This is a genomic window from methane-oxidizing endosymbiont of Gigantopelta aegis, assembly GCF_016097405.1.
Classification (GTDB): Bacteria; Pseudomonadota; Gammaproteobacteria; order Methylococcales; family Methylomonadaceae; genus Methylomarinum.
Map to the genome: position 1 here is coordinate 1 of NZ_JAEHGD010000005.1, position 3,252 is coordinate 3,252.

3 protein-coding genes are annotated in these 3,252 nt (G+C 48.9%); all 3 read right to left on the minus strand.

Annotated elements, in window-relative coordinates:
- Positions 1 to 137 precede the first annotated feature (137 nt).
- Genes JEU20_RS14545 through JEU20_RS14555 form a run of 3 tightly spaced genes read right to left on the minus strand, consistent with a single transcriptional unit; the run spans position 138 to position 3,161 of the window.
- Entirely contained in the window at positions 138 to 677 is a 540-nt protein-coding gene (locus JEU20_RS14545; protein WP_198246871.1) for an NADH-quinone oxidoreductase subunit B family protein, read from the minus strand.
- The gene (locus JEU20_RS14550) at positions 670 to 1,386 is read right to left on the minus strand and encodes a 2Fe-2S iron-sulfur cluster-binding protein (protein ID WP_198246872.1); all 717 of its coding nucleotides are present in this window, start codon (positions 1,384 to 1,386) and stop codon (positions 670 to 672) included. Before JEU20_RS14550 ends, JEU20_RS14545 begins: the two co-directional genes overlap by 8 nt.
- On the minus strand, positions 1,383 to 3,161 hold the full coding sequence (locus tag JEU20_RS14555) for an NADH-ubiquinone oxidoreductase-F iron-sulfur binding region domain-containing protein (RefSeq protein WP_198246873.1): 1,779 nt from the start codon (positions 3,159 to 3,161) through the stop codon (positions 1,383 to 1,385). Before JEU20_RS14555 ends, JEU20_RS14550 begins: the two co-directional genes overlap by 4 nt.
- Between the last annotated feature and the right edge of the window lie 91 nt (positions 3,162 to 3,252).

A 3,252-nucleotide genomic window follows, 5' to 3' on the forward strand; every position in this document is an offset into this window, starting at 1 on the left:
CATTATCGGATGCCGCCGAAGATAATTTGCAACGGGCTGAGGTGTTTTGTGAGCAGCTACTAAACAATGCAAATTTGGACTATTGGCAAAAAATGACAGCGGTGGTATGAAATAGAGAATATTAGCCGGATAGAACGCTAATCAAAATGAATCAATTCCGTTGGTAGTATCGGTTCCCGTCCAGCAATAACATCGCTTAAAAAAGCCCAGAACACATCGGCCGATGGTGGGCAGCCGGGCAGAAAATAATCCACATTGACAATCTCATGAATCGGATGAACCTTGTTCAGTAACAACGGTAATTCCGGATCATTCGGAATGACTGGGTTTTCGATGCCGATGCCATCAATATAGGCTTCGGTTAAGCATTCTTCTAAAGGGACTTCATTACGCATCGCCGGCAGGCCACCATTGATGGCGCATGCGCCTACGGCGACCAGCATTTTGCATTGGTCGCGGAACTCGCGTAATACATGGACATTGTCGGCATTACACACGCCCCCTTCAATCAGGCCGATATCGCAGGCGGTACATTGTTTAATATCGGTAATCGGCGAGCGGTTGAATTCGACAGACTCAGCTAACTGCGTCAGGCGTTCATCAATATCCAGAAACGACATATGACAACCAAAACAGCCCGCCAGGGACGTGGTTGCAATTCTGATTTTTTTAGACATCGGGCGCTTTCTCCTGTTGCAGGCTGACCTGTTCAATGTCCTGGTGGTCATATTGTCGTTGACCGATGGGCGTTTTGTAGGCCTGACCCCGACGCAACAGGGCGCCGGTCGGGCATACCTCAATCGCCTTGTCTTCAGCGGCAATGTCGCTGTCTTTTAAGGTGCCGGATTTGGAGTTAATGATCAAATGCTTATTTATACCGCGACCGCTGAGGGCGAATACATTTTTACCGTCGGCTTTCTGGCTGGCTCTGACGCAAAGCGCGCAAAAAATACAGCGGTCATAATCCAATAGCACATCTGGGTGTGTTGCATCTAATGGGCGCTGCGGGAAAAATTGCGGAAAATGGTTGTCCAGCATATTTAAATGGTAGGCCAACGCTTGTAATTGGCAGTCGCCGCTTTTTTCACAATAAGGGCAAAAATGATTGCCCTCGACGAACAGCATCTGAGTGATTTTTTGGCGGCGCGCATTCAAGTCGGCAGTTTCGCTCAGCACTTCTAGGCCATCGCTGGCAGGGAAGGTGCACGCCGAGCAGATTCGGCCATTGACTTGGACGCTGCACAGCTTGCAACTGCCATGCGGAGTGAAATCTGGGTGATGGCATAAATGCGGAATATAAACATCTGCATCGGCTGCCGCTTGAATAATCGTTTGTCCAGGTTGGTATGGAATCGAACGGCCGTCGAGTTTGAAATAGCCCGTCATGAGGATTCTCCGGTTTGTGACAAATGGGCGCCGGGATCATCGCGCCCGGTCAATTGCCGGGCAATTTCAAGTTCGGCATCGAGATCAAATCCCGGCTCGTAACGGATGGCTTTTAAGCGCTGTTCATAGCGTTCAGGATAGCGTTGCAACGTTGTCAAAATGGGATTAGCGGCCGTTTGCCCTAGGCCGCAATGACTGGTGGACTTGACCAGTTGACACAATTTTTCCAGTTCCGCCACATCGCCGGCAGAACCATGACCATCACAGATTTTATCCAGCTGTTTTTGCAGCAAGCGGGTGCCGACTCGGCAAGGCGTGCAGAAGCCACAGCTTTCATGGGCAAAAAAATGCGTGAAATTCTGCACAATGTCCAACAAATCGCGTTGCTGATTGAAAATGATAAACGAGCCGCCAGTGGCTAAGTCTTCAAATGCCAGTTTTCGATCGAATTCGTCCGCACTGATAAAACTGCCAGAGGGGCCGCCGACTTGTACGCCCAAAACATCCCTGGCACCGCAGTCATTCAAGATCTCTCGGATGGTGACACCAAAGGCATATTCATAAATTCCGGGGCTGGCACAATCACCACAGATACTAAGAATTTTGCTGCCGGGCGATGTTTTGCTGCCGCAGGCTGTAAACCAGTCTGCGCCGTAAACCAGGATGGCGGCGGCGCTGAGAAAAGTTTCCACATTATTGACCACGGTTGGTTGGCCTAAATAGCCCTGTGTGACCGGATAAGGCGGGCGGTTTCGCGGAATACCGGGTTTGCCTTCCAGCGATTCAATCAATGCCGATTCTTCGCCACAAATATAAGCACCAGCGCCTAAGCGAATTTCAATGTCGAAAGCAAAGTCCCGGCCTAAAATGGCATTACCAAGTAAGCCCTGTTGTCGACGCTGTTGCAGGATATTTTGTAATTTTGGATACAGAAACAGATATTCGCCGCGTAGATATAAAAATCCTTGTTTGGCACCGATAATGGCTGCACATAATGTCATGCCTTCAAATACCTGGTCGGCAAAACGATTCAATAGCACACGGTCTTTAAAGGTACCGGGTTCGCCTTCATCCGCATTGCAGACGACAAAGCGTTCCGTGCTATCCGTTTCGGCGCAAAATCGCCATTTAAACGCAGTCTTGAAGCCTGCACCACCGCGCCCCCGCAAACCAGAGCGCTCAATTTCGGCCAAGCCTTTTTCCAAGCCGCACTGAAGCAAGGCTTTCAGGCTATCGCCTGCCGTAATGGGCTGCTTCATCACCAAGCCCGGCTGTTGAATATTATCCTGTATCTCGAATAAAGACGAGGGCCATTGCGATAAGGGCGTTTCGTGTTGAATCAGTGCCGTAATCTGATCGATTTTTTGTCGGTTTAATTGTGCGATAGCATGGCCATTGATCAAGGCGGCCGGGCCTTGGTCACACAGGCCTGTGCAGGACGTGTTATTCAGACTGATTTGAGTGTTATGTTGTCCAGGCTGTATGCCTAATTTATCGGCTAGATAATCGGTTAGCGCTTGTTTACCCAGCATGTGGTCAGTAATGGAGTCGCTGAGCAGAATTTCATAGTTGCCCTGATAGTGGCGATGTAAAAAACTGTAAAACTCAATACAACTGATAATTTGAGTGCGTGGAATAGCAAGCTTTGTGGCCAGCAGAGCAATGGCGTCATCAGATACATGATTATATTCGGCCTGAATTTCCCGCAGCATTTCCAGTAGGCGGGAGGCCTGTTTTTCATGGCGTTCAACCACCACAGTAATAAAGGATTCCATTGCCTGGCTCCTGTTGACGTGATTTAGTCTATTTGTAACACAATTCAGGCTTAATTTGCAGCATGATATTTTTTAATCTAGGAGTTTAAGC